Raw genomic sequence first — 21,454 nt, 5'->3', positions numbered from 1 at the left:
GAATGCAAGCATGTTCAAACGTGCACTACTGTTCGGCCTGGGCATGCTGATTGTCGCTGGCTGCACGCCGTTTCAACCGCCGCCTCCGGATTACACCAAGTGGTACAAGGAGGGTGTATCCCAAGCCGGCATCAAGAGTGCGATGCGTGCGTGCGGGTATACCAATATTGATGGGGCGGGAGACAGGTCGCCAATCGATGTGAGACTGACAAATTTCTATTGCATGAAAGACTCAGGCTTCAAGCGCAAGGATAACGTGGACATGTGCAAGCTCGGCCGCATCGGCGAATCACCGGTATGCGATGGCCGCCGTTAACCCATCACCCAAAGGACACACGGAATGAATACGTTACGCAATGGACTGTATGGCGCCGCACTGGTGCTGGCGGCAATCACCCTGGGCGGTTGCGCCTCGTCGGCGGCCATCACCGGCGAGCCCGGGGTGAACATGGGTGACAGTTATCAGAAGGTCCTCGCCGTGGTCAGCCGCAACAACACCGTGACCAAGCAGGTCGATGGCCAGGGCTTCCGAGCCGAAGGGTATTCGCCGATGTTCAAGGACTGCCGCGCCAAGTACTTCCTGTTCCAGGGCGCCGATGGCTTGCAGCGCGTGAGCTATGAGCCGGCGCCGAACTTGTCGGTCAACCAGAACTGCCGCCAGCCTTGATGTCCCCCCTGCGAGTCGATGCCCGATGAGACTGTTGCCTGTTATCCCCGCCGTGCTGCTGTTGGCGCTCGGCGGTTGCGGCCAGGTGGCGAACATCCGTTCGCTGTCCACCGGCTACGTGCCGCCGCAAAGCGGCGAGACCGCCCGCGTGCGCCTGGTCACCGATGGCCTGGTACGTGCGGTGCCGGGGCGTGATTGCCTGGACTGGAGCGTGCCCGGCGCAGGCGTGATGGCGTCGGTCAAAGCCGGCTTCCCGGACCACAACGGCGCCAGCCTCGGCATGCCTGGGCCAATCTATTCGTGGGCGGGTGCGGTCACGTCGGAGCTGGTGGTGCCAGCCAACAAGCCCATCGCATTCCATTACCTGGGGCGGCTGCAATACCCTCGCCAATGCGCCAAGACCATGACGTTCGTGCCCAAGCCCGGGCGCGACTACATGGTGCAGGCGTCAATGTCGGCGGATTGTTCGTTCCTGCTTGACGAGTTGCCGGTGGACGGCAAGCAATGGCAGCGGATCGAACCGACGCCAGTGAGCAAGGTCCCGATGTGCAACGCGATGGATAATTTCTGACCGGCGCAATTAATTTGCGTCACCATGGCTATTTTCCCGCCGGCAAAGGTCCACATCCTTCATGCACCTTTGCAACCAGGAGTAAGCCCGCTATGACCAGCCCCAAGGCACTGTTGATCCTCCACGGCAAGCAAGCCTTCAACGAGGACGTGCGCGCGGCCGTGCAGGCCCGGCGTGAGCAGGGCTGGGAGCTGGCGGTACGGGTCACGTGGGAGGGCGGCGACGCCGAGCGCCTGGTGCATGAAGCGTTGGACGCGGGCTACACCCACCTGATCGCAGGCGGTGGCGACGGCACGTTGCGTGACGTCGCCGAAGCGATGGCGCAGGCCAAGACCGACGCCAGCCTGGTGCTGATGCCCCTGGGCACCGCCAATGACTTCGCCCGCGCCGCCGGCGTGCCGCTGGAGCCGGCCCAGGCGCTGGCGCTGCTGGATGTGCCGCCAAGGGCCATCGACCTCGGCCAGGCCGGCGGGCAGATCTTCCTCAACATGGCCACCGGCGGCTTCGGCAGCCAGGTCACGGCCAACACCTCCGAAGACTTGAAGAAGGTGTTGGGCGGCGCCGCCTACCTGTTCACCGGCCTGACCCGCTTCAGTGAATTGAAGGCGGCTTACGGTGAGCTGGAAGGCCCGGGCTTCCACTGGAAGGGCGACCTGCTCGCGCTGGGCATCGGCAACGGCCGCCAGGCGGGCGGCGGGCATGTGCTGTGCCCGGGCGCAGTGGTGGATGATGGTTTGCTCGACATCAGCATCCTGCCGGCCCCGCAGGAAGTGGTCGGCACCTTGCTGACGCTGATGAGCGACGGCGGGCTGGACAATATGTTTGTGCGCGCGCGTCTGCCGTGGGTCGAGATCAAGGTCGCCGACGGGTTGTACATCAATCTGGATGGCGAGCCATTGAAGGGCGATGACCTGCGCTTTGTCGCCTTGCCCAAGGCCTTGCGCGTGCACTTGCCGGTGGGTTCGCCGCTAGTCGTCGAGGCTGATGATTTGCTCGCGCACCGCGAATAACACCAGGCCCGCCACGTCGAAAATCTGCAGGCGCTTCATGATCTGCGAGCGGTGCGCTTCCACGGTCTTGATGCTCAAGCCGAGGCCGTGGGCGATTTCCCGGGTGGACTTGCCGCGTACGATCAAGCGCAGGATCTCCAGCTGGCGCGCCGTGAGGTTGTGGCTGTGGACCACGGGGGAGGCCGGGCCCTGGTTGCGCACCAGCGCCTGGTTGATCACCGTGTGGGCAATCGCCGGGCTCAGGTAGCGTTCGTTGTTGCGCAGCGCCAACAGGGCGTGTTCCAGCTCGCTGGCGCTGGTGTCCTTGAGCAGGTAGCCGTGGGCGCCGCACTCCAGGGCACGCATGATCAGTTCCGGGTCGGTGTGCATCGACAGGATCAGTACCTTGCTCTTGGGGTGGGCGCTCTTGAGTTGCTGCAAGGCGTCGAGGCCACCGGTGTGTTTCATCGACAGGTCCAACAGCACGATATCCGGTTGCAGGGCGTTGAACTGCGCGAGCAACTGCGCGCCGTCGCTGGCTTCGCCGACCACCGCGTAGCCGGGAATATCAAGGATCAGCGCGCGCACGCCAGCCCTGATCAACGCATGATCATCCACCAGCAATAAATTACAGGTCACTCGAGAGCCTTAGGCGCGCTGGCCCGTTCGAGGGCGCGTGGCGCCCAGGGGAAAAGCGCGTCGATCCGCGTGCCTTTGCCCGGATGGCTGACGACGGACAGGGAGCCGCCCAGTTGATCGATGCGCTCGGACATGCCGGCCATGCCCCGTTGACCTTCGCGGCCCGGGTCAAGGGCGGGTGAAAAGCCTTGGCCATCGTCGTAGATCGTCAGTGACAGGCCTTCGGGCAGGCGTTGCAGGCGCACCACCAGGTTGCGTGCCTGGGCATGGCGTTGCATGTTGGTCACCGCTTCCTGGGTGATGCGAAACGCGGCCACGGCCATTTCCTCGGGGATGCCGGTCAGCCGTTGCTGGCATTCCAGGCTCCAGTGCGTGGGGCTGTTTTCCAGGGTCTTGAGCAAGTGCGCGCGCAGGCTCGCTTCCAGGCCCAGGCTGCTCAATTGGCGCGGGTTGAGGATGGCAGAGACATCGCGCACCTTGGCCAGGGTTTCACTCAGGGTGTTGCCGAGCACCGAGCATTGGCCTTGCAGCTCCTGGGGCAAGCGGCGCTGCAGCCATTCGCTTTGCAACTTGGCGGCGGTGAGCAGTTGGCCGATATCGTCGTGCAGTTCCCGGCTCAGGCGGTGGCGCTCGTTTTCCTGGACTTGCAGCAGGCGGTCGGCCAGTTCCTGGGGTTGGAACTTGATGGATTTGCGTGAAACCCATTGTTGCAGCGCAACCACGGCCAGCGTGCCCAGGTTGAGGATCAACAGCAGCAGTGGCACCGGCGCGGCAACGACGTAGGCCCACAGGCTGACCAGCAGCGAACACAGGCACAGCGCGAGAATGATTCGGCGTGCATGGCTGCGGGAGATGGATTTGACGAGGAGTGACCTGAGGCTGGCGTACATAGCGGATGCTTTTCACGTTGTATGCATCATGAAGTTGAGTCACTTCGAGGGCGGCATGGTAACACTTTGATTACCGCTGGTCGCCAGATGTCAATCGCGCAGTTTCCCTGTTCGGGGAAGTTATAACGGCGCGTACTTCACCTGCATATAACTGACGCGCGCGCGTAAGTTGCCCCTGTCGTTTATGGACAAGTAGCGGATTAAAAGCGACCACCTCACCCAGCGGCATTCATGACGCTCGATGCAGGCGCTGCTCAGGTTTATAGCTGAAGTTCTTTTGGGGGATCTGCAAGGTCACCGTGGCAATCAAGGTGGTTTGCTCACTTTCATCCAGGCCCAGTTCGCCGGTGCGTGTGTCGATCAGTTCCAACTGCCAGGCCAGCAACGTGAGGCACGCGTGCAGGGCATCCAGGGCCTGGTCATGCAATTGCAGCGGGTTGACCGCATTAGCGATCAGGTACTGGATATGCCGGGAAAATTCGCTGATGGCCTGCAGGGCCAGGTTATCGGCCTTTTCGGCGAGCCGGGTGAGGCTGATGGTCATGCACTCAATGGCATCGCTGTCATTGCGAATCAGATGCAGGTGGCTCAGGCATTCTTCCGACTTCGCCAACAAGGTTTCAGCTTCCAGCAGGAACTCGGGAAGTGCGGTTTGCCATTCGTTTGCGCTATTCATCATGCAAGTCTCCACAACGTCAGGTCGGGTGATGAGATGCTGCGTCGGGTGAATGGCGTAAAACTACCGCTGAAATATGACGGAGATCTGTAGTTCACATCTGAACTTTTAGTAGGAAGTTTATTGTAATGATCGCGATAGCCGTGCATGACCCGCATCGTGTGGGCGCACATATGAAGCGCTGGAAGACCCGTGGGTCGTGGGCTGGGCATCGCAAACAAAAGCCTGACTCCATTCATGCAATGAGAATGGCGTCACATTAATGGCTATTAGATATTGCGAATATCAGGTTGGGCCTGATTGCTACTAGGGGAATCCCTTACGCAGCGGAACCTTGCGTCGCTTTGAATGTCGCGCAACGTCGCTGTAATGCCATATGAAGAGGCAGGGCAGTAAAGCATGATGTCAGTGTGACATCAATGGATTTACGTGGCATTTTACCGGGGTCAAGATCTGGCGCTCGCCGCCGATAACAGACCTTAATGAGCTGCACAATCCTTTCGCGCATCAGGAGCTTTTAATGGCCGGCATTCTCGACACGGTAGATCAACGTACGCAACTGGTCGGTGAGAATCGCCTGGAGATCCTCATGTTCCGCCTGGCCGGGCGGCAGCTGTTCGCGATCAACGTGTTCAAGGTGCAGGAAGTCCTGCAACTGCCCAAGCTGACCCTGATGCCCCAGCGCCATCCGTTTGTCTGCGGTGTGGTCAACCTGCGCGGCCAGACGCTCCCGGTGATCGACCTGTCCCAGGCCATCGGCATGCGCCCGCTGGTGCCGGGGCCGAACAGCACCATTATCGTCACCGAGTACAACCGTTCGGTGCAGGCGTTTCTGGTGGGCGGCGTGGACCGCATCGTCAATATGAACTGGGAAGCGATCCTGCCACCGCCGACCAGTGCCGGGCGCCAGCATTACCTCACGGCCATCAGCAAGGTCGATGACCAGTTGGTGGAAATCATCGACGTGGAAAAAGTCCTCGCCGAAATCGTGCCGTACAACGCCAAGGTCTCCCGGGAAAAACTCGAAGACCCGGTGCTGGAACGCGCCCGTGGCCGCGAAGTGCTGCTGGTGGACGACTCCAACGTGGCCCTCTCGCAACTGCGCGGCACCCTCGGCCAGTTGGGGCTGAAGATGCACATCGCCAGCGACGGCCTCAAGGCGCTGAACATGCTCAAGGCTTGGGCCGACAGCGGTGTGGTGATGACCGACAAGCTGTTGATGGTCTTCACCGATGCCGAAATGCCCGAGATGGACGGCTACCGCCTGACCACCGAGATCCGCAATGACCCGCGCCTGCGTGGCTTGTATGTGGTGTTGCACACCTCGTTGTCGGGCAGCTTCAACGACTCGATGGTGAAGAAGGTCGGCTGCGACAACTTCCTCTCCAAGTTCCAGCCGGACAAGCTGGTGGACGTGGTGCGCGAACGCCTGATGCTGGACGAAGTGCCCGCTTGACCTTAGGGTAGCGTCTTTACCCCCAAGGATTGCAGGCCCATGCTCCGTCTCAGCGCGTTGTACCGTTACCCCTTGAAGTCCGGCAAGGCCGAGGTCTTGCAGCAGATCGGCCTGGATAAGCTCGGGTTGGACGGTGATCGACGCTGGATGTTGGTGGACGAGGCCAGCGGGCGTTTCCTCACCCAGCGCGCCGTGGCGAAGATGAGCCAGCTGTCGGCCCTGTGGAATAGCGACGGTGGCCTGACCCTCAGCTCAGCCGGCTACCCCGCCCTGGACGTGGCGCTGCCCGGCAGCGAAGCCGAGTTGCGCGGCGTGACCATCTGGCGCGACACCTTGCGCGTGCCGGATGCCGGCGACGCCGCTGCCGCCTGGGTCAGCGACTTTATCGGCAAGCCCACACGCCTGGTGCAAATCCCCCTGGAGCGTGCGCGTACTACCGAAGCCGGTTACGGCAAGGACGATGACCAGGTTGCGTTCGCCGACGGTTACCCGTTGCTGGTGATCGGCCAGGCCTCCCTGGACGACCTGTCGCAACGCGTCGGCCGGCCCATGGAAATGCTGCGCTTTCGCCCGAATCTGGTGATCGACGGCAGTGAGGCGTTTGCCGAAGATGGCTGGAAGCGCCTGCGCATCGGCGATGTGGAGTTTCGTGCGGTCAAGCCGTGCTCGCGTTGCATCCTCACCACCATCGACCCACAGACCGGCGAGCGCAGCGCCGACCGCGAACCTTTCGTGACGCTGGAGGCGTATCGCAAGACCGAGGGCGGCGCGATTTTTGGCCAGAACCTGGTCAACGATGGTGTCGGCCAGTTGGCGGTGGGGATGCCGGTAACGATCCTGGAATGAAAAAAGCCCGTCTCCTGGGAGGCGGGCTGGCTGACATTAAGTACTAAGCGTGATTTATAACTCTGCTATTTAACGGTAGAAACCAAATCAAATGTTACGATGTTGATTTTACCGTTATTTTTATATATGGATACGTTGTGAAAATCATAGATGGTCTCGCTGGTTTTTAACTTGACGCTATCACCAATGACTTTACGAACCGCATTAGGGCTTTTAGTAACAAGAAACGGCTCTCGTTCCGTGGACTTTTTAAGCGCCTCCTGATCATTTGCCTGAATATCCATGAGGAAATATCTATAGATCAAGGGAACAGTAGCCCCTCCTGAGTCGTATAATATTTCATAAATAGCACCACCTTCACCCACATGTGTGACTGAAACAACCTTTGTGGGGTCAGGCCTGCTTGGCTCAGAAAAATAGATGTATACTCCTTGGCTAATGCAAATAATCAAAAGTATCCATATGCCAAGCTTAGTACCCTTTTGACTTTGCATAATCAATGCCTGCTTTGATCCATACTTGATCTACCGGATCATCCCCGTAGGGCTCTTCCGACCACCATTTCCCAAAGTCTGCCGATGAACTACCAGCCACACGCTGTGCTGCACCGGCAGCCCTCAAAAGTACAATGTCTGGAATGCCTGCTGCTGTCCCGGTAGCGCCATAGTTAAAGTTCCCGAAGTTTTCGTGTAGACGCGCAATCTGCTTGTAATCCCAAGGGCCGCTATTTCGAACTTTGAGATAAAACCACGTGTAAACAAGCGGAGATCCTGGGTTTTGTTTATATTGGTTTAACGCTTCTTGTAGGTTTTGGTCAAGTGATACTCCAGGCGGAGTAGCAGGATATTGACCGAGACGAGCCTGCTCTTCAGCATCCCTCAGAAGCTTTGCCTGTGCTTCGGATTTGGCCGCAATCGCGGCAGCATCCGCGGCTTGAGCAGTTGCAAGCATCCCGTTTGCGGCGACGAGGTGAGTGTACAAAATATCATTTTCTTCTACCAGCAACTTAGCATCATAGGCGGCCCGAAGAGAATCCTTCCAGACGAAGACGGATTGATAAAACTCAGGACCATAGTCACCATAAGAATATCGCCAGCCGAGAATTGGGTCGGCGCCGTCAAAAGCCTTGGCAGCATTGACTTTTTCTACATAGCTGTTTGAGTTTTCCACCATGATTTTTGTGATGTTGTAGATTCTTAGCTGTGCCTTATCAGCCAGCTTTCCAGTACTGCTGGAAACTTTGGATTCAATATCAGCTATTTTTTTACTCGCGCGCTCTGGTATTTTCTTTTGTTCATCTGCGTAGTATTTCCGAGTGGCCATGCTGGAGTCAAACAATAGTTCCTCAGCTTGGTCGGTCAAGGATTGATACATAAACTCAACCCCAGCCGTAGGCCGCGTGGAACTTGGTTCCGATGGTAAGCCTGCGTAATTACCACTGCCACCACCACCACCGCTGCTTGGAGGAGTAAAAGGCCGGCCACTAGTAACGAAGATATTTTTTTCGGTCATTATCGATTCCTTTCAATAAGTATAAAAAATTGATCATTTTGTGTTTTCACACCTTCCTGCTTGAATGTTCTTGGTGGTCTTTAGTTAAACCAAACGGCAGTTCATTCACTTAAAAGTCCAGCAAAGCGCGATCCTTTTAAGTGGGCAATAACTAACCGTTCAAGTCACCGGGACCCACCAGACGAAGGACACCAGACAGGAAGTAAAACTACTGTATAAATAAACACTGCTCAAGGCAATAGAAATCTATGCATTCATGCATATACCGGACAAGCGGTAATCATTCTCACTATGGAGCCCGTTGGGAGTGAAGCTGCAAAAAGCGAAAATGCAGGGGGCGCTGCCGGAAAAATCGGCGGTTGCGGATTGCACCCCCTGTTAGGGTTGCTCCAGAAAACGCCAGGTTTTTCCAGCTCAGTACTTCACCTTGTAGGTAGGAGAATCCTGCGGCCGCTAGCCACGTCGGTCATACAAGAGGGGGGGGCTGATATTGGCGTGGCCCAGCCGCAACGTCAGGACTGGTAAGCGCGTTACCAATAACGCTTCATATGTTAGATGCCCCCCGTCGTTAATCGCTGACTGGGGGCCTTTTTTTACCGCGTGAAACTTAGCCGCGGTATTCGCACAGGTAAGCGGTGTCGACGGCGACTTTCAGCTGGAACTTGCTGTTGGCCGGAACGTGGAACTGGCTGCCGGCGGCGAAGGTTTCCCACTCGCTGGCTTCTGGCAGCTTGACGGTCAGCGCGCCCGACACCACGTGCATGATTTCACGCTGGGCGGTGCCGAATTCGTATTCACCCGGGGCCATCACGCCGATGGTCGCCGGACCTTCTGCGGTGCCGAAAGCGATCGACTTGACGGTGCCGTCGAAGTACTCGTTGACTTTGAACATGGGTGAATCCTCGGAAAAGGGTCTGGAAAGGTCGGCCAGTATGCCCAAGGGCAGGGGAGCTGCCTAGACCGGCAAAATCAGCGGCAACAGGCGTGCAGTGTTGCGTGCATCCTCCAGCGCCCGATGTTGCTGGCCGTTGAACTGCATCCCCGCCAATTGCAGCGCGCCATTGAGCCCCAGCGGCTTGTCCAGGCGCCGCGCCTTGGCGAAGCGTTGCTTGAGGTTCACATGAGGGGTTTGTGCCAGGGCGCTGGCCAGGCCATGGCGTTGCCACTCCAGTTCCAGCTGCTTGCGGTCGTAGTCGCCCCAACTGGCCCAGCCTTCCAGGCGCGCGTGGTGCTGGCCCAGCCAGCGCTCGAACAGCGGCCACACCTCGGTGATCGGTGCGGCCGCGTCGATATTCGCCTGGGTGATGTGGGTCAGTTGCCGGCAAAAGGGCGTCAGCAAGGGCCGGCGCAACGGCCGGACAAAGCGCTGGAAGTGATCCAGCTCGCGGCCCTGGCGGTTCACCAGGCTCGCGCCGATCTCGATGACTTCCATCTCCGTCACGGGCCAACCGCCGTCATCCGTCGTGGCTTCAAGGTCAATAATCAGCCAATGAGGCATCGTGCAGGTTCCCGTCTCTTCCCTTCTTGATGGGGATAGAGCGTAGCCCGGCCGCGTAGTTCCGCCTAGGCGTTATTCGATCTCCAGCAAAACCTGGCGATTGCGCACCTGATCGCCGGCAATCACCTGCACGCCTTTGATCACCCCGTCGATCCCGGCGCTCAGTGAATGCTCCATTTTCATCGCTTCGAGCACCAGCAGCAGTTGGCCTTTGCTCACACGCTCACCCTTGCTCACGCGCACAGAAACGATGGCCCCGTCCATCGGCGCCTTGACCGTGCCGCTTTGCACGTCGGCCTGACGGCTCGCGGCTTGGTAGGTGCGGTTGGTCACGTGCAAGCCCGGCAGCCACAACTGGTTGCCGTCGAGGTGGTAGGCGACGCGGCGGCGGATGCCGTTGAGCACCAGGGTGGCGTGGCGGCCGTCGGTGGTGAGTGCCAGCGGGGCAAGGGGCACGCTGTGGAGTTCGTCGTTGACCTCCAGGCGGTAAGTGCCCGCGACGCTGGCGTTGTTGCGCCAGCCTGCGAGGCTTTGCGGATGGGTGTCGGCGCTGTGTTGATAGAACAGCGCGGCGGCCAGGCTGAGCTGCTCGGCGGACACCGGCTGGCGCGGGATGTGGTCGAAGTGTTCGGCGATAAACCCGGTGCTGAAGTCGCCACGGATAAAATCCCCCTGCTTGAGCACATCCGCCAGGAATCGTTGATTGGTGGTCACGCCCAGCAACAGCGTGTCTTCCACCGCGCGCAGCAGTTTGCGTCGCGCGTCCTCACGGGTGGCGCCATGGGCGATGAGCTTGCCGAGCATCGGGTCGTAGAACGGGCTGACGGGCTGGCCTTCGCACACGCCATGGTCAATGCGCACACCAGCAGCCGGTTGCCAGCGCAGCACATCGCCGGTTTGCGGCAGGAAGCCCTGGGCCGGGTCTTCGGCGTACAGGCGCACTTCCATGGCGTGGCCGCTCAGGGTCACGTCCGCTTGCGTCAGCGGCAGGGGCTGGCCGGCGGCGATCTGCAATTGCCAGTCCACCAGGTCCAGGCCGGTGATCAGCTCGGTGACCGGGTGTTCCACTTGCAAGCGGGTGTTCATCTCCAGGAAGTAGAACTGGCCGTTGCGGTCGAGCAAAAACTCCACGGTGCCCGCGCCCACGTAGTGCACCGCGCGCCCGGCTTGCAGGGCGGCGTTGCCCATGGCTTGGCGCAGCTCGGGCGTCATCACCGGGCAGGGCGCTTCTTCGATGATTTTTTGGTGACGGCGCTGGATCGAGCAGTCGCGCTCGCCGAGGTAGATCAACTGGCCGTGGCTGTCGCCGAACAGCTGGATTTCGACGTGGCGCGGGTCGATCAGTGCTTGCTCGAGGATCAGTTCGTCGCTGCCAAACGCGTTCTTGGCTTCGGAGCGGGCCGTGTGCAGGTTCTCCAGCAAGGCGTCGGCCGCGTGCACCAGGCGCATGCCGCGGCCACCGCCGCCAGCGCTGGCCTTGATCATCAGCGGGTAGCCGATGCGCTCGGCTTCGTGTTGCAGGGTCACGTCGTCCTGCGCGCCGCCCTGGTAGCCGGCGATGCACGGCACACCCGCGTCGAGCATGGCGAGTTTGGACCGGCGCTTGCTGCCCATCAGCTCGATGGCCTCGACGCTGGGGCCGATGAAGGTCAGGCCGGCCGCCAGGCAGGCGCGGGCGAAGTCGGGGTTTTCCGAGAGGAAGCCGTAGCCGGGGTGGATGGCGTCGGCGCCGGTAATGCGCGCGGCTTCGAGAATCGCCGCGATATTGAGATAGGACTGCTGCACGGGCGCGGGGCCGATATTGACCGCTTCGTCGGCCATCTGCACATGCAGGGCCTGGGCGTCGGCGTCGCTGTACACGGCGACGGTGCGGTAGCCCTGGGCGTGGGCGGTGCGCTGGATGCGGCAGGCGATTTCGCCGCGGTTGGCGATGAGGATTCTGCTGAATGCGGGCATGGGGTTATTCCTCGGGTGATGGGGTGTTTGCTCGGGCCTCATCGCAGGCAAGCCAGCTCCCACAGTGTTTCGTGTTCGTCATGGCAACTCGGTCAAGTGTGGGAGCTGGCTTGCCTGCGATGGCGTCATTTGCACCACCCAGGCTTGCGCTTCTGCACAAACGCCTGCGTCCCCTCAATCCCTTCTTCCCCGCGCACCGCCTCGGCAAACCACTGCGCCCCGCGATCCAATACCACCGCCAGCGGCTCATCCACACTAGCCAGCAACAAGGCCTTGGTCCGCCCATTCGCCCCCGGCGCACACCGCAGCACTTGCCCCAACACCTCATCCAACCGCTCGGCCAACGCCTGCGGATCACGCTCGGTAAAGTGCACCACGCCTAGCCGCTCCGCCTCCACGCCATCAAACCGCGCCGCCGTCAGCGCCAGTCGGCGAGCCTGGGTCAGCCCGATGCGCTTGACCACAAACGGCGCAATCTGCGCCGGCAGCAAGCCCAGGCTGGTTTCCGGCAAGCCGAACTGCGCCTGGTGGTCGGCAATCGCAATATCACTCACGCAGGCCAAGCCAAACCCACCGCCGAGCACTGCGCCTTGCAGCACCACGATCACCACCTGGGGCACCGCCTCGACAGCTTGCAGCAAGGTGCCAAACGCGCGGTTCAGCGCCTGCAATTGGTTGCCAGCAGTGACCAGATCCTTCACATCCGCCCCGGCGCAAAAGTGCCCGCCGGCGCCGCTGATTACCACGGCTCGCGTGTGGCCATCCAGCTGCGTCAGCACCCCGTGCAGTTCGTTGACCATCTCCAGGCTCATCGCATTGCGACATTCAGGCCGGTTGAGGGTGATGTGCAGCACGCCGTTGTGCGGCTCCAGCAGCAAGGTGTTCATGGTTTTTTCCCCGGCAGAGTGCCCATCAGTTTGCAGATGATGCCCAGCATGATTTCGTCGGCGCCGCCGCCAATCGACACGAGCCGCACATCGCGGTAGGCGCGCGCCACCGGGTTGTCCCACATAAAGCCCATGCCGCCCCAGTATTGCAGGCAACTGTCGCTGACTTCGCGGCCCAGGCGCCCGGCCTTGAGCTTGGCCATGGAGGCCAGGCGGGTCACGTCCTGGCCCTTGATGTATTGCTCGGTGGCCTGGTACACCAGCGCGCGCAGGCATTCGATCTCGGTGGAAAGTTCAGCCAGGCGGAAGTGGATGACCTGGTTGTCGATCAGCGCCTTGCCGAAGGTCTGGCGTTCCTTGCAGTAGGCGATGGTGCTGTCGATGCAGTACTCCAGGCCCTTGATCATATTGGCCGCGCCAAACAGGCGTTCTTCCTGGAATTGCAGCATCTGCATCATGAAGCCCGCGCCTTCGTGGCCGATGCGGTTGCGTTGCGGCACGCGCACGTTGTCGAAAAACACCTGGGCGGTCTCGGAGCTGTGCATGCCGAGTTTTTCCAGGGGCGGGCTGACGCTGATGCCCGGCGTGTTCATCGGCACCATGATCAGTGACTTGTTGATATGGGGCTTGTCGTCGGAGGTGTTGGCCAGCAGGCAAATGAAGTCGGCGCTGGGGGAGTTGGTGATCCACATCTTGCTGCCGTTGATCACGTAGTCGCCGCCGTCCTTGCGCGCATGGGTCTTGAGCCCGGCCACATCGGAACCGGCACCGACTTCCGAGACGCCAATGCAACCGACCTGCTCGCCGCTGATGGCCGGGCGCAGGAATTCGTCGCGCAGTTCATCGCTGCCGAAGCGGGCGAGGGCGGGGGTGCACATGTCGGTCTGCACGCCGATGGCCATGGGGATGCCGCCGCAGCGGATGGTGCCGAATTCTTCGGCAGCGACGATGGAGTAGCTGTAGTCCAAGCCCATGCCGCCGAATTGTTCCGGCTTGGAGATGCCCAGCAGGCCGAGGTCGCCGGCCTTGCGGAAGATCTCGTGGATGGGAAAGCGCCCGGCTTTTTCCCATTCGTCCACATGGGGGTTGATCTCGCGGTCGACGAAGGCGCGGACGGTGCGGCGCAGTTCCTGGTGTTCTTGGGTAAAGATCATTCTTATTGTTCTCCGGTTAGAAACGCGCCACACCAAAACTGTTGGCTTGCAACTCGCGCACCTCGGCCTCGTGGCAGATATCCAGCAACAAGCCGAGCAAGGTCCGCGTATCCCGTGGGTCAATCAGCCCGTCATCCCACAGGTTGGCACTGCCGTACAGCGCCGTGGACTGGCTGTCGAGCTTCTGCGCGGTGACCTGCTCCAGCATGTCCAGCACCTTGGGGTCGGGCACCACACCGTTTTTCAACTGCTTGGCCTCGGTGACAATCCGCAGCACCTTGCCCGCTTGCGCGCCGCCCATCACGGCCGTGCGGCTGTTGGGCCAGGCGAAGATAAAGCGCGGGTCCAGGCCACGGCCGCACATCGCATAATTGCCGGCGCCGTAGGAGCCGCCGACCACAATCGTCAGTTTAGGCACCCGCGCATTCGCCACCGCCTGGATCATCTTCGCGCCGTGCTTGATCACCCCTTGCTGCTCCGATTCGGTGCCCACCATGAAGCCGGTGGTGTTGTGCAGGAACAGCAGCGGCGTGCGGCTCTGGTCGCACAGTTGGATAAATTGCGCGGCCTTGCTCGCCCCCTTGGGCGTGATCGGGCCGTTGTTGCCGATCACGCCGACGGCTCGGCCGTGGATGTGCAGGTGGCCGCAGACGGTGTGGGCGTCGAACTCGCTTTTGAATTCGAGGAAGCTCGACGCGTCCGCCAGGCGCGCGAGGATTTCGCGCACGTCATAGGGTTTTTTCGGGTCGTCGGGGATCAGGCCCAGCAGGTCTTCGATGGGGTATAGCGGTTCGCGGTAAGTTCGCTGTACCGGCGCTGGAAGACGGTCGTTCCACGGCAAGGCGCTGACGATTTCACGCGCGATGCGCACGCCGTCGGCGTCGTTTTCCGCAAGGTACTCAGCGGTGCCGGCGACTTGGGCGTGCATCTCAGCGCCACCCAGTGCTTCATCCGTCGCCACTTCGCCGGTCGCGGCTTTCAGCAGCGGCGGCCCGGCGAGGAACAGCTTGGCCTTGCCCCGCACCACCACCACGTAATCCGACAGCCCCGGCTGATACGCCCCGCCCGCCGTGGCCGAGCCGTGTACCACGGTGATCTGCGGCAAGCCCATGGCCGACATGCGCGCCTGGTTGGCAAAGCTGCGTGCGCCTTCGACAAAAATCTCGGCGGCGTAGTTGAGGTTGGCGCCGCCGCTCTCGGCCAGGGTCACCACCGGCAGTTTGTTTTCCAGGGCGATCTGTTGCAGGCGCAGGGATTTTTTCAGGCCGCTGGGGGAAATCGTGCCGCCCTTGATCGCGCTGTTGTTCGCCACCACCAACATGCGTACACCGCTGACGTAACCGATGCCGGCGATCAAGCCACCGCCGGCGGCGCTGCCGTCCTTGTCATCGTGCAGCTTGTAGCCAGCCAGGCTGGCCAGTTCGAGGAACGGCGCACCGGGGTCCAGCAGCAGGTTGAGGCGTTCACGGGGCAGCAATTGGCCGCGCTGGTCGAACTTGGCGCGGGCCTCTTCGGCCTTGTCCAGCAGGTTCTGCTCCAGCTGGCGCAGGTGCAGGATGCCGATCAGCATGGCCTCACGGTTTTGCGCGAATTGGGCGCTGTGAGGGTCGATCAGGGATTCAATCAGCGGCATGGTTTATTGCTCCGCCTTGAGCACATCTGGCAAGTACGCGCGGTGAAAGCCGTTGAACGGCTCGCTCGGCGGCTGTGCCTTGTGCAATGGCCAGGCGCGGCTGCCCAGGCTCGCGGCGCCGTCGATGCGCAGGGTGCTGCCGCTGATAAAGGCGGCGGCGGGGCTGAGCAGGAACACGATGGCGGCGCTGACTTCCGATTCGGTGCCGATGCGCTTGAGCGGCACATGTTCGCGCAGGGTAGGAATCACCGCCTTGAACGCGCCTTCGTAGGTGTCCATGCCGCTAGAGGCGATCCAGCCCGGCGCCACCGCGTTGACCCGCACCCCGGCGTAGCCCCACTCAAACGCGGCAGTCTTGGTGAAGTTGTCCATGCCCGATCGCGCCGCGCCCGAGTGACCCATGCCGGGCATGCCGCCCCACATGTCGGCGAGCATGTTGACGATGGCGCCGCCGTGCTTGCTCATCGACTGGTTGAACACTTCCCGCGCCATCAGGAAACCGCCGACGAGGTTGGTGCGCAGCACGGTTTCAAAGCCTTTTTGATTGATCGACGCCAGCGGTGACGGGTATTGGCCGCCGGCGTTGTTCACCAGGCCGTGGATCGGCCCGTGGTCGCTGAGGATTTGCGCGACCAGCGCCTTCACCGCCTCTTCATCGCGAATGTCGCAGCTATGCCAGTGGGCACTGCCGCCATCGTCGGCAATTTCTGCGGCGACGGTTCGCAGCTTTTCGGGTTTGCGCCCCACCAGAATCACCTGGGCACCGAGCGCCGCCAGTTCATGGGCGGTGCAACGGCCAATGCCGCTGCCGCCACCGGTGACAATTACGGTGTGCCCCTGGAACAGGTCGGCTTTGAAGATCGAGTCGAAGGCCACAGCAAGGCTCCTGTCAGTTGAGTTGATCGGCGAGGTGTTGCGGCACGGCGATGGGGATTTCCAGCAATTGCTGGGCGAACGCCTTGCCTTGCGGGTCGATGCGCAGGCTGGCGATACCGCCGCCGCCCAGGGCGTTTTCCAGGAGGAAGTTGAGGCTGTGGCTGCCGGGCAGGTACCAGCGTTCGACGCGGCCGTGCAACGGGTCGAGCACGTGGCTCATCCAGTCGACGATCACTGCGGGCGTCAGCGCTTCGGCGATCCACGGCAGGTACTCGGGGGCGCGGGCGATCACGCCGATATTGCTGTGGTTGCCCTTGTCGCCGGAGCGCGCCACGGCGAGTTTGACCAGGGGCACGCTGGCGTCGGCAAGGCCTTGGGGTTGGGGCGGATCGATTGCCGCCGCCGGTGTTTGCAGTGGGTTGGCGCTGGGCAATGCAACGGCGTGGCGCTCGCCCTGAAAGTCGATCACGGGTGTACAGAACGCTTTATCCACCAGGAATGAAAACAGGCGAATCAACGGATACACGGTGGGCCGCCCACCTACGATCCCGGTCAGCCCCGGCGCCATGCCCGTGGCGGCCTGGGCGATCTCGCGGGCAAACAGCGCCAGCGCCTGTTTGTTCGGATGGCGCATCGCGAGCTTCACCACCACTTCGCGGCAATCGTGGCGCCGTGCGTGGGCGCCATAGGTGGCTTCGCTGCCAAGCAGTTCGATATTCACTTCGGTATAGGGCGCCCAACCGCGTTGGCTGAACAGTTCGGCGGTCTTGTCGATGATCGCCTGGCTGACCCGCTCGGCCTTGGCCACTGCGTCGATCCCGGCGATCAGGCAACTGGCGGTGCAGCGGAAACCGTCGGGGTAGGTGGCGCTGACCTTGTACTGGTCGGTCGGTGGCAAACCCTTGGCGCCGTGCAGGCGCACGCGGTTTTCGCCCTGCTGCTGCAAGGTGACCTGGCTGAAGTCGCAGATCACATCGGGCAGCAGGTAGGCGCGCGGGTCGCCAATTTCGTACAGCAGTTGTTCGCCCACGCTCAGCTCGCTGATCAGCCCGCCCGTGCCCGCGACTTTGCTCACGGTGAACGCGCCGTCGGCGCTGACGTCAACGATGGGGAAGCCGATATGTGCGTAGTCCGGCACGTCGCGCCAATCGGTGAAGTTGCCGCCGGTGCACTGCGCGCCGCATTCGATGATATGCCCGGCCAGGGCGGCTTGGGCGAGGCGGTCGTAGTCGTGCCAGGACCAATTGAAGGCATGCACCAAGGCCCCGCTGACCACGGCGCTGTCCACCACGCGGCCGGTGATGACGATGTCGGCGCCCAGTGCAAGCGCGTGTGCAATGCCCGGCGCGCCGAGGTAGGCGTTGGCGGACACGCACACGGGCGGCAGGGGCGCGCCGTCGAACATGTCGGTGATGCCGTGGAGTTGCTTGAGCTGGGGTTGCAGGTCATCGCCCAGCAGCACGGCGATTTTCAGCGGGATCTGCGCACTGTCACAGGCCGCTTGCAGGGCGGCGGCACAGGCTTGGGGGTGGATGCCGCCGGCGTTGCTGATCACGCGGATGCCTTGGCGCTGGATCTCGGTCAGCAGCGGCGTGAGCACCTCGACAAAATCCGTGGCGTAGCCGGCCTGCGGGTCTTTCATCCGCGCGCCGGCGAGGATCGACATGGTCACCTCTGCCAGGTAGTCGAACACCAGGTAATCCAGCGCGCCGCCGTGCACCAACTGGGCGGCGGCGGTGCAGGTGTCGCCCCAGAAGGCGCTGGCGCAGCCGATACGAACCGTGTCACGCATGAGAAATCCTTCCTCTGATGGCTGTTGCCGAGACTACCAAGCAAGCGCTTGGTCTGTAAACTCCCGATACAGATTTTGCCCAAGCGCTTGCTTGGGTGGCGGCCACGGCCTAAATTGCCGGCCAAGACGTCAGTAGAAGTAGAGGAGAGTGGCATGGATGAGCACAAAGCCCTGCGGGTGATGCGCACCATGGTCGAGGGCGGCCAGTTGACCGACCCCGACAGTGCCCGGGGCAAGTTGCTGCAAACGGCGGCGCACCTGTTCCGCAACAAAGGCTTCGAGCGCACCACCGTGCGTGACCTGGCGAGTGCCGTGGGCATTCAGTCCGGGAGCATTTTTCATCACTTCAAGAGCAAGGATGAGATCCTGCGGGCGGTGATGGAAGAAACCATCCACTACAACACCGCGATGATGCGCGCCTCCCTCGAAGAAGCGCGCAACGTGCGCGAGCGGGTGCTGGCGCTGATCCGCTGTGAATTGCAATCGATCATGGGCGGCAGCGGCGAGGCCATGGCGGTGCTGGTGTACGAGTGGCGCTCGCTGTCGGCCGAAGGCCAGGCGCAGGTGCTGGCGCTGCGTGATGTGTACGAAGCCATCTGGTTGCAGGTGTTGGGCGAGGCCAAGGCCGCCGGCTATATCCGCGGCGATGTGTTTATCACCCGGCGCTTTCTCACCGGGGCGTTGTCCTGGACCACCACCTGGTTTCGCGCCGAAGGCAGCCTGACCCTGGAGCAGTTGGCCGAAGAGGCGCTGCTGATGGTGCTTAAAGCCGATTGATGAGCAAGCTATTAATTTGGCGGTGGAAAGTTGTCTCTCCCGACAAAAACGCCTAGCTTATCGCCATCAGAGTATTCAACGGTGTGTGCCTCAATGTTTTCGCCATGGCGGCTGGCTGCAGGAGTTACCTTTTTGGCACTGGGCACCGCGTGGTGGGCGCCGGCTTCGGCTGCGCAATTGGTGAGGATCGGCGCGGCGCACTTCCCGCCCTACACCGTACGCCCTGAGCAAGGCGCCGACACCGGTTTGCTGCCGCAACTGGTGGAGGCCCTGAACGCCTCGCAGAGCGACTACCAGTTTGTGCTGGTGCCCACCTCCATTCCGCGCCGTTTCCGTGACTTCGAGCAGGGCCGGGTCGACATGGCCATCTTCGAAAACCCCGCATGGGGCTGGCAGAAGATCGCCCACGCCAGCGTCGACATGGGCCTGGAGGATGCGGAAGTCTTCGTCGCCCAGCGTGCGCCCGGGCGCGAGCAGGGCTACTTCGCCGACCTTGCGGGCAAACGCCTGGCGGTGTTCAGCGGTTATCACTACGCCTTCGCCAACTTCAACCCCGACCCCAAGTACATGGCCGAACACTTCAACGCCACGTTGACCTATTCCCATGACAGCAACTTGCTGATGGTCGCGCGCGGGCGTGCCGATATCGCGCTGGTGACGCGTTCGTACCTGAGTGATTTCATGGTGCGCAATGCGGACATGGCGGGGCAGTTTTTGGTGTCGGAGCGCATTGACCAGGTGTATCACCACTACGCGTTGCTGCGGCCCAAGGCGCCGATCACCGCCGATGCGTTTGCCGGGTTGCTCAAGCGTTTGCGAGAGAACGGCGAGATGCTGAAGATTTTCGAGCCGTATCGCATCGACGTCATGCCAACGCCCTGAACGGGTTATCACACATCCAAATGTGGGAGCGGGCTTGCCCGCGAATGCGGTGTATCAGTCACTTGATGAGTTGGCTGACCCACCGCATTCGCGAGCAAGCCCGCTCCCACACAAGCCCGCTCCCACATTGGGTGCAGTGTTGGGTTCAGACCCTGCGCGCAAACGTATCGCTATGGCTGCCCGACACCTTGCGGCAATGCACCAGCGCATCGCGGATCATGAAGTTGACCAGGGTCGGCGACACGCCCAGTTCCTTGGCGATGTCCTTTTGCGGCACGCCGTGCAGGCGGTACATCTCGAACGCGTAGCGGGTGCGCTGGGGCAGCTCCGTCAGGGCGTCGGCGATGTTTTCCAGGGTGCTGAAGTTGATGTGCGAGGTTTCCGGTGAAGCGCCGTGAATAACCACATTCAAGCCTTCCTCTTCCGTGCCGGAGTATTTGAGCTCCAGGGCCTGCTTGCGATAGTGATCGATCGCCAGGTTACGCACGATCTGAAACAGATAGCTCAATTGGGCCTTGAACGATGAGGTAATCGTCGGCGCCGATTGCAGTCGGAAGTAGGCGTCCTGCACTACGTCTTCGGCGCGGGAGCGGCACCCGGTAATACGTGCCGCGATCTTCACCAGGATCAGTCGATTGTCGACAAAAGCCTGCAGAAGAGGTGAGTCGCACCTGCCTGTGGATACTTGTTCCGTCATGGAAAATCACCTTGTCGCAAAGAGGTTGGGGGAGGGCGTCCTTGCTGAGGCCTCCTACACATCGGGCAACAAATTATGCTTAATGATAATGATTGTCAAATGAGAAGGCGAACTAATCTTATGCTTTCTGGTTTGCTGTGAACCACGTCTCGCGCAAAGCCTGCGACTAATTATTTGCCCACTCCGTCCGTTCTCTTGGGTGACAGGTCCGTTCGTAAAACGGCCATGGATCAGCACCCGCAGGAGGGCGAAATGGGTTTTTATCGTGCATACAGCGTGTTTCAGTTTGGAGTACTCGCCGGATGAGTACGCCGACGTCCCTGCGCCTGTTTTGCCTGCCCTATTCGGGCGCCAGCGCCATGGTGTATGCCCGCTGGCGACGGGCGATGCCGGCGTGGTTGCAGGTGTGCCCGCTGGAATTGCCCGGGCGTGGCATGCGCATGGACGAGCCGCTGCAGCGCGATATCAAGGCCCTGGCGGCGCAACTCGCCGATGAGATCGGCCGTGACCTCAACGGCCCTTACGCCTTGTTTGGCCACAGCCTCGGCGGCCTGCTGGCCTTCGAACTGGCCCACGCCCTGCGCGCACGCAACCTGCCGGCGCCCCTCGCGTTGTTTGCCTCTGGCACGGCTGGGCCGGCGCGCCGCGATGTCAGTGAATACGCCATCGAAAAGACTGACGCCCAACTGCTCGCCCGCCTGCGCGAACTGCAAGGCACCGCTGAAGAAGCCCTGGCCAACCCCGAACTGATGGCGCTGATGCTGCCGATCCTGCGCGCAGACTTTCTGCTCTGCGGCAGCTTCACCTACGGCGAGCGCGCGCCCTTGCGCTTGCCGATCCACGTGTTCGGCGGCAAGCAAGACAGCGTGCGCGCCGACCAGTTGCTCGACTGGCAGGACGACGCCGCCAGCGGCTTCTCCCTGGACATGTTCGACGGCCACCACTTCTTCCTCGTGCAGCACGAAAACGCGGTGCTGCGCTGCATCCGTCGCTATGCCGACGAACACCTGGCCCGCTGGCGCAATGACGCCGCGCGGCAATTGATCGCCGGCTGAA

Annotated in this window: 23 protein-coding genes; 9 read left to right on the top strand and 14 right to left on the bottom strand. The window is 61.5% G+C overall.

The window, feature by feature from the left end:
- Positions 1-10: 10 nt before the first annotated feature.
- From J1G37_RS25125 to yegS, 4 genes are all read left to right on the top strand, one after another.
- Positions 11-316, top strand: a complete 306-nt coding sequence (locus J1G37_RS25125; RefSeq protein ID WP_207046076.1) for a hypothetical protein — start codon at positions 11-13, stop codon at positions 314-316.
- 24 nt (positions 317-340) lie between these two features.
- Positions 341-667 (top strand): hypothetical protein, encoded by a 327-nt coding sequence (locus J1G37_RS25120; protein WP_017735240.1) that lies wholly within the window; start codon positions 341-343, stop codon positions 665-667.
- Positions 668-692: 25 nt separating this feature from the next.
- A complete protein-coding gene (locus J1G37_RS25115; protein WP_207046074.1) occupies positions 693-1,238 on the top strand; it encodes a hypothetical protein in 546 nt (181 codons plus the stop codon).
- A gap of 92 nt (positions 1,239-1,330) precedes the next feature.
- A complete protein-coding gene (gene yegS / locus J1G37_RS25110) occupies positions 1,331-2,248 on the top strand; it encodes a lipid kinase YegS (RefSeq protein ID WP_207046072.1) in 918 nt (305 codons plus the stop codon).
- Here yegS and J1G37_RS25105 read toward each other — a convergent pair.
- The 3 genes from J1G37_RS25105 to J1G37_RS25095 all read right to left on the bottom strand — a co-directional run bounded on the left by J1G37_RS25105 (position 2,207) and on the right by J1G37_RS25095 (position 4,435).
- Entirely contained in the window at positions 2,207-2,866 is a 660-nt protein-coding gene (locus tag J1G37_RS25105; protein ID WP_207046070.1) for a response regulator transcription factor, read from the bottom strand. The two genes, yegS and J1G37_RS25105, sit on opposite strands and share 42 nt — an antisense overlap.
- Positions 2,863-3,756, bottom strand: coding sequence for a sensor histidine kinase (locus J1G37_RS25100; RefSeq protein WP_207046069.1), 894 nt, complete (start codon positions 3,754-3,756; stop codon positions 2,863-2,865). Before J1G37_RS25100 ends, J1G37_RS25105 begins: the two co-directional genes overlap by 4 nt.
- A gap of 229 nt (positions 3,757-3,985) precedes the next feature.
- Positions 3,986-4,435 (bottom strand): hypothetical protein, encoded by a 450-nt coding sequence (locus tag J1G37_RS25095; protein ID WP_207046067.1) that lies wholly within the window; start codon positions 4,433-4,435, stop codon positions 3,986-3,988.
- Between the two features lie 517 nt (positions 4,436-4,952).
- Between J1G37_RS25095 and J1G37_RS25090 the strand changes: the two genes are divergently transcribed.
- Together J1G37_RS25090 and J1G37_RS25085 are read left to right on the top strand one after the other, a co-directional pair.
- Positions 4,953-5,888, top strand: coding sequence for a chemotaxis protein CheV (locus J1G37_RS25090; protein WP_017735246.1), 936 nt, complete (start codon positions 4,953-4,955; stop codon positions 5,886-5,888).
- Between the two features lie 39 nt (positions 5,889-5,927).
- Positions 5,928-6,734 (top strand): MOSC domain-containing protein, encoded by an 807-nt coding sequence (locus J1G37_RS25085; RefSeq protein ID WP_207046065.1) that lies wholly within the window; start codon positions 5,928-5,930, stop codon positions 6,732-6,734.
- 65 nt (positions 6,735-6,799) lie between these two features.
- On the opposite strand, the gene J1G37_RS25080 is transcribed toward J1G37_RS25085, so the two are convergent.
- The 10 genes from J1G37_RS25080 to J1G37_RS25035 form a co-directional block, all read right to left on the bottom strand.
- Entirely contained in the window at positions 6,800-7,228 is a 429-nt protein-coding gene (locus J1G37_RS25080; RefSeq protein WP_207046064.1) for a hypothetical protein, read from the bottom strand.
- Positions 7,206-8,246, bottom strand: a complete 1,041-nt coding sequence (locus J1G37_RS29190; RefSeq protein ID WP_347402355.1) for a polymorphic toxin type 44 domain-containing protein — start codon at positions 8,244-8,246, stop codon at positions 7,206-7,208. The genes J1G37_RS25080 and J1G37_RS29190 overlap by 23 nt, the downstream gene beginning before the upstream one ends.
- Before the next feature lie 607 nt (positions 8,247-8,853).
- A complete protein-coding gene (locus tag J1G37_RS25070; protein WP_207046062.1) occupies positions 8,854-9,138 on the bottom strand; it encodes a pyrimidine/purine nucleoside phosphorylase in 285 nt (94 codons plus the stop codon).
- 63 nt (positions 9,139-9,201) lie between these two features.
- Complete coding sequence (locus J1G37_RS25065) at positions 9,202-9,744, bottom strand: exonuclease domain-containing protein (protein ID WP_017735248.1); 543 nt, start codon at positions 9,742-9,744, stop codon at positions 9,202-9,204.
- 72 nt (positions 9,745-9,816) lie between these two features.
- Positions 9,817-11,700, bottom strand: a complete 1,884-nt coding sequence (locus tag J1G37_RS25060) for an acetyl/propionyl/methylcrotonyl-CoA carboxylase subunit alpha (protein ID WP_207046060.1) — start codon at positions 11,698-11,700, stop codon at positions 9,817-9,819.
- 125 nt (positions 11,701-11,825) lie between these two features.
- Positions 11,826-12,587 (bottom strand): enoyl-CoA hydratase-related protein, encoded by a 762-nt coding sequence (locus J1G37_RS25055; RefSeq protein ID WP_207046058.1) that lies wholly within the window; start codon positions 12,585-12,587, stop codon positions 11,826-11,828.
- Positions 12,584-13,741 (bottom strand): citronellyl-CoA dehydrogenase, encoded by a 1,158-nt coding sequence (gene atuD, locus J1G37_RS25050; protein WP_207046056.1) that lies wholly within the window; start codon positions 13,739-13,741, stop codon positions 12,584-12,586. Before atuD ends, J1G37_RS25055 begins: the two co-directional genes overlap by 4 nt.
- Before the next feature lie 16 nt (positions 13,742-13,757).
- Positions 13,758-15,374 carry a geranyl-CoA carboxylase subunit beta gene (gene atuC / locus J1G37_RS25045; RefSeq protein WP_207046054.1) on the bottom strand — a complete coding sequence of 539 codons (1,617 nt, stop codon included), beginning with the start codon at positions 15,372-15,374 and terminating at the stop codon, positions 13,758-13,760.
- Between the two features lie 3 nt (positions 15,375-15,377).
- On the bottom strand, positions 15,378-16,250 hold the full coding sequence (locus J1G37_RS25040) for an SDR family oxidoreductase (protein ID WP_207046052.1): 873 nt from the start codon (positions 16,248-16,250) through the stop codon (positions 15,378-15,380).
- 13 nt (positions 16,251-16,263) lie between these two features.
- Complete coding sequence (locus J1G37_RS25035) at positions 16,264-18,042, bottom strand: acyclic terpene utilization AtuA family protein (protein ID WP_207046051.1); 1,779 nt, start codon at positions 18,040-18,042, stop codon at positions 16,264-16,266.
- 153 nt (positions 18,043-18,195) lie between these two features.
- On the opposite strand from J1G37_RS25035, the gene J1G37_RS25030 reads away from it, so the two are divergent.
- Both J1G37_RS25030 and J1G37_RS25025 read left to right on the top strand, forming a co-directional pair.
- Positions 18,196-18,819, top strand: a complete 624-nt coding sequence (locus J1G37_RS25030; RefSeq protein WP_207046050.1) for a TetR/AcrR family transcriptional regulator — start codon at positions 18,196-18,198, stop codon at positions 18,817-18,819.
- Between the two features lie 93 nt (positions 18,820-18,912).
- Positions 18,913-19,701 (top strand): transporter substrate-binding domain-containing protein, encoded by a 789-nt coding sequence (locus tag J1G37_RS25025; protein ID WP_207046049.1) that lies wholly within the window; start codon positions 18,913-18,915, stop codon positions 19,699-19,701.
- 145 nt (positions 19,702-19,846) lie between these two features.
- On the opposite strand, the gene J1G37_RS25020 is transcribed toward J1G37_RS25025, so the two are convergent.
- Entirely contained in the window at positions 19,847-20,398 is a 552-nt protein-coding gene (locus J1G37_RS25020; protein ID WP_026136875.1) for an RNA polymerase factor sigma-70, read from the bottom strand.
- A gap of 302 nt (positions 20,399-20,700) precedes the next feature.
- Between J1G37_RS25020 and J1G37_RS25015 the strand changes: the two genes are divergently transcribed.
- Positions 20,701-21,453, top strand: coding sequence for an alpha/beta fold hydrolase (locus J1G37_RS25015; protein WP_207046048.1), 753 nt, complete (start codon positions 20,701-20,703; stop codon positions 21,451-21,453).
- Position 21,454 lies beyond the last annotated feature (1 nt).

The sequence above is a fragment of the Pseudomonas sp. Marseille-Q1929 genome, assembly GCF_017316265.1.
Taxonomy (GTDB): Bacteria; Pseudomonadota; Gammaproteobacteria; order Pseudomonadales; family Pseudomonadaceae; genus Aquipseudomonas.
Note: the sequence above shows the minus strand (reverse complement) of the source record. Positions and strands in the feature narration are given on the sequence as shown.

What these genes read in the sequence shown, in the direction of transcription:
- J1G37_RS25125 (WP_207046076.1), top strand. Translation starts at nt 11, where the DNA reads ATGTTCAAACGTGCACTACTGTTCGGCCTGGGCATGCTGATTGTCGCT.
- J1G37_RS25120 (WP_017735240.1), top strand. Translation starts at nt 341, where the DNA reads ATGAATACGTTACGCAATGGACTGTATGGCGCCGCACTGGTGCTGGCG.
- J1G37_RS25115 (WP_207046074.1), top strand. Translation starts at nt 693, where the DNA reads ATGAGACTGTTGCCTGTTATCCCCGCCGTGCTGCTGTTGGCGCTCGGC.
- yegS (WP_207046072.1), top strand. Translation starts at nt 1,331, where the DNA reads ATGACCAGCCCCAAGGCACTGTTGATCCTCCACGGCAAGCAAGCCTTC.
- J1G37_RS25100 (WP_207046069.1), bottom strand. Translation starts at nt 3,756, where the DNA reads ATGTACGCCAGCCTCAGGTCACTCCTCGTCAAATCCATCTCCCGCAGC.
- J1G37_RS25095 (WP_207046067.1), bottom strand. Translation starts at nt 4,435, where the DNA reads ATGATGAATAGCGCAAACGAATGGCAAACCGCACTTCCCGAGTTCCTG.
- J1G37_RS25090 (WP_017735246.1), top strand. Translation starts at nt 4,953, where the DNA reads ATGGCCGGCATTCTCGACACGGTAGATCAACGTACGCAACTGGTCGGT.
- J1G37_RS25085 (WP_207046065.1), top strand. Translation starts at nt 5,928, where the DNA reads ATGCTCCGTCTCAGCGCGTTGTACCGTTACCCCTTGAAGTCCGGCAAG.
- J1G37_RS25080 (WP_207046064.1), bottom strand. Translation starts at nt 7,228, where the DNA reads ATGCAAAGTCAAAAGGGTACTAAGCTTGGCATATGGATACTTTTGATT.
- J1G37_RS29190 (WP_347402355.1), bottom strand. Translation starts at nt 8,246, where the DNA reads ATGACCGAAAAAAATATCTTCGTTACTAGTGGCCGGCCTTTTACTCCT.
- J1G37_RS25070 (WP_207046062.1), bottom strand. Translation starts at nt 9,138, where the DNA reads ATGTTCAAAGTCAACGAGTACTTCGACGGCACCGTCAAGTCGATCGCT.
- J1G37_RS25065 (WP_017735248.1), bottom strand. Translation starts at nt 9,744, where the DNA reads ATGCCTCATTGGCTGATTATTGACCTTGAAGCCACGACGGATGACGGC.
- J1G37_RS25060 (WP_207046060.1), bottom strand. Translation starts at nt 11,700, where the DNA reads ATGCCCGCATTCAGCAGAATCCTCATCGCCAACCGCGGCGAAATCGCC.
- J1G37_RS25055 (WP_207046058.1), bottom strand. Translation starts at nt 12,587, where the DNA reads ATGAACACCTTGCTGCTGGAGCCGCACAACGGCGTGCTGCACATCACC.
- atuD (WP_207046056.1), bottom strand. Translation starts at nt 13,741, where the DNA reads ATGATCTTTACCCAAGAACACCAGGAACTGCGCCGCACCGTCCGCGCC.
- atuC (WP_207046054.1), bottom strand. Translation starts at nt 15,374, where the DNA reads ATGCCGCTGATTGAATCCCTGATCGACCCTCACAGCGCCCAATTCGCG.
- J1G37_RS25035 (WP_207046051.1), bottom strand. Translation starts at nt 18,042, where the DNA reads ATGCGTGACACGGTTCGTATCGGCTGCGCCAGCGCCTTCTGGGGCGAC.
- J1G37_RS25030 (WP_207046050.1), top strand. Translation starts at nt 18,196, where the DNA reads ATGGATGAGCACAAAGCCCTGCGGGTGATGCGCACCATGGTCGAGGGC.
- J1G37_RS25025 (WP_207046049.1), top strand. Translation starts at nt 18,913, where the DNA reads ATGTTTTCGCCATGGCGGCTGGCTGCAGGAGTTACCTTTTTGGCACTG.
- J1G37_RS25020 (WP_026136875.1), bottom strand. Translation starts at nt 20,398, where the DNA reads ATGACGGAACAAGTATCCACAGGCAGGTGCGACTCACCTCTTCTGCAG.
- J1G37_RS25015 (WP_207046048.1), top strand. Translation starts at nt 20,701, where the DNA reads ATGAGTACGCCGACGTCCCTGCGCCTGTTTTGCCTGCCCTATTCGGGC.